General features: G+C 51.9%; 1 rRNA gene. It reads right to left on the bottom strand.

Features of this window, described 5'->3' with window-relative positions:
• Window positions 1-89: 89 nt before the first annotated feature.
• Window positions 90-3,172: ribosomal RNA gene (locus BHF71_RS09630) — 23S ribosomal RNA — on the bottom strand.
• Window positions 3,173-3,233: the final 61 nt, after the last annotated feature.

The following is a 3,233-nucleotide window of genomic DNA, read 5'->3' on the forward strand; positions in this document are numbered from 1 at the left end:
TTATGGTGTGGTTATACTTTTACAGTTGTAAAGTATAACTTTATACACCCTGAAAACTAGATGCGAGTTTCTTTCACCTTACTTGAGCTTTGGTTAAGCCCTCGACCTATTAGTATCCGTCAGCTCCATGCATTGCTGCACTTCCACACCGGACCTATCTACCTCATCTTCTCTAAGGGGTCTTACTGGATTAACTCCATGGGAAATCTCATCTTGAGGGGGGCTTCACGCTTAGATGCTTTCAGCGCTTATCCCTTCCACACTTGGCTACCCAGCTGTGCACCTGGCGGTACAACTGGTACACCAGCGGTGTGTCCATCCCGGTCCTCTCGTACTAAGGACAGCTCCTCTCAAATTTCCTACGCCCGCGACAGATAGGGACCGAACTGTCTCACGACGTTCTGAACCCAGCTCGCGTACCGCTTTAATGGGCGAACAGCCCAACCCTTGGGACCTACTTCAGCCCCAGGATGCGATGAGCCGACATCGAGGTGCCAAACCTCCCCGTCGATGTGGACTCTTGGGGGAGATAAGCCTGTTATCCCCAGGGTAGCTTTTATCCGTTGAGCGATGGCCCTTCCATGCGGAACCACCGGATCACTAAGCCCGACTTTCGTCCCTGCTCGACTTGTAGGTCTCGCAGTCAAGCTCCCTTCTGCCTTTACACTCTTCGAATGATTTCCAACCATTCTGAGGGAACCTTTGGGCGCCTCCGTTACTCTTTAGGAGGCGACCGCCCCAGTCAAACTGCCCACCTGACACGGTCCCTCATCCCGATCAGGGATGTAGGTTAGAATTTCAATACGATCAGGGTGGTATCCCAACGTCGCCTCCTCCGAACCTGGCGGCCCGGATTCTCTGGCTCCCACCTATCCTGTACAAATCGTACTAAAATTCAATATCAGGCTACAGTAAAGCTCCATGGGGTCTTTCCGTCTTGTCGCGGGTAACCTGCATCTTCACAGGTATTACAATTTCACCGGGTCTCTCGTTGAGACAGTGCCCAAATCGTTACGCCATTCGTGCGGGTCAGAACTTACCTGACAAGGAATTTCGCTACCTTAGGACCGTTATAGTTACGGCCGCCGTTTACTGGGGCTTCGGTTCAAAGCTTCGCATATGCTAACCTTTCCCCTTAACCTTCCAGCACCGGGCAGGCGTCAGCCCCTATACTTCACCTTACGGTTTTGCAGAGACCTGTGTTTTTGCTAAACAGTCGCTTGGGCCTTTTCACTGCGGCCTCCTCGGGCTTTCACCCTACCGAGGCACCCCTTCTCCCGAAGTTACGGGGTCATTTTGCCGAGTTCCTTAACGAGAGTTCTCCCGAGCGCCTTAGGATTCTCTCCTCACCCACCTGTGTCGGTTTACGGTACGGGTACCTCATTCCTCACTAGAGGCTTTTCTTGGCAGTTTGAGATCAGGGACTTCGGTACTTCTATTTTCCCTCGCCATCACGGCCCAGCCTTACGAGTCTAGGGATTTGCCTCTAAACTCAGCCTCACCGCTTGGACGTGCTATTCCAGCAGCACGCTCTCCCTACCCTCCTGCGTCACCCCGTCGTTCAAACGGAATGGAGGTAGTACAGGAATTTCAACCTGTTGTCCATCGCCTACGCCTTTCGGCCTCGGCTTAGGTCCCGACTAACCCTGAGCGGACGAGCCTTCCTCAGGAAACCTTGGGTTTTCGGCGGAGGGGATTCTCACCCCTCTTTTCGCTACTCATACCGGCATTCTCACTTCTTATCGCTCCACCGCTCCTCTCGGTACGACTTCTACGCAATAAGAACGCTCCCCTACCACTGTACCACCTTTACTCCAGCTTCGAAGTTCTCGTTTAGCTTTTTGGCATTTGGTCAAAATCTTCTTACTTGATGCTATTTCTATGTCGCATCCCTTCCCCATCGGTTGATTTTGACGAAATGTACCTCTGCTAAACTCTTCAAAGTAGCAGTAAAGGCGGTACAATCCATAGCTTCGGTGATACGTTTAGCCCCGGTACATTTTCGGCGCAGAGTCACTCGACCAGTGAGCTATTACGCACTCTTTAAATGGTGGCTGCTTCTAAGCCAACATCCTGGTTGTCTATGCAACTCCACATCCTTCTCCACTTAACGTATACTTTGGGACCTTAGCTGATGGTCTGGGCTGTTTCCCTCTTGACGACGGATCTTAGCACTCGCCGTCTGACTCCTGAAGATGAATCTTTGGCATTCGGAGTTTGACTGAATTCGGTAACCCGATGAGGGCCCCTAGTCCAATCAGTGCTCTACCTCCAAGATTCTCACTTCAAGGCTAGCCCTAAAGCTATTTCGGGGAGAACCAGCTATCTCCGTGTTCGATTGGCATTTCACCCCTACCCACACCTCATCCCCTAGTTTTTCAACACTAGTGGGTTCGGGCCTCCAGTGAGTGTTACCTCACCTTCACCCTGGACATGGGTAGATCACACGGTTTCGGGTCTACGACTACGTACTTTCGCCCTATTCAGACTCGCTTTCGCTACGGCTCCGGCTCTCCACCTTAACCTCGCACGCAATCGTAACTCGCCGGTTCATTCTACAAAAGGCACGCTGTCACACATTAATCGTGCTCCAACTGTTTGTAAGCACACGGTTTCAGGTTCTATTTCACTCCCCTCCCGGGGTGCTTTTCACCTTTCCCTCACGGTACTGCTTCACTATCGGTTGCTAGGGAGTATTTAGCCTTAGGAGATGGTCCTCCCAGATTCCGACGGGGTTTCACGTGTCCCGCCGTACTCGGGGTCCGTCTCGGAGGTAGCACCGTTTCGTCTACGCGGCTCTTACGCTCTTTGGCCAGCCTTTCCAGACCTGTTCAACTACGATACTTCTTTGTAACTCCTTATGAGACGCCCCACAACCCCGGTACCCGTAAGTACCGGTTTAGGCTGTTCCCCTTTCGCTCGCCACTACTTAGGGAATCGCTTTTGCTTTCTCTTCCTCAGGGTACTTAGATGTTTCAGTTCCCCTGGTTGCCTCCTCATCTCCTATGTGTTCAGAGATGGGTATGCTTCCATTACGAAGCATGGGTTCCCCCATTCGGAAATCCCCGGATCAATGCTCACTTACAGCTCCCCGAGGCATATCGGTGTTCGTCCCGTCCTTCTTCGGCTCCTAGCACCAAGGCATCCACCGTGCGCCCTTTGTAGCTTAACCTATTCTTTACGCTCTTCTCGGTGAATTTCTTTTTCTCGCTATCTAGTTTTCAAGGTGCATT

This window comes from Vulcanibacillus modesticaldus (assembly GCF_001730235.1).
Taxonomy (GTDB): Bacteria; Bacillota; Bacilli; order Tepidibacillales; family Tepidibacillaceae; genus Vulcanibacillus; species Vulcanibacillus modesticaldus.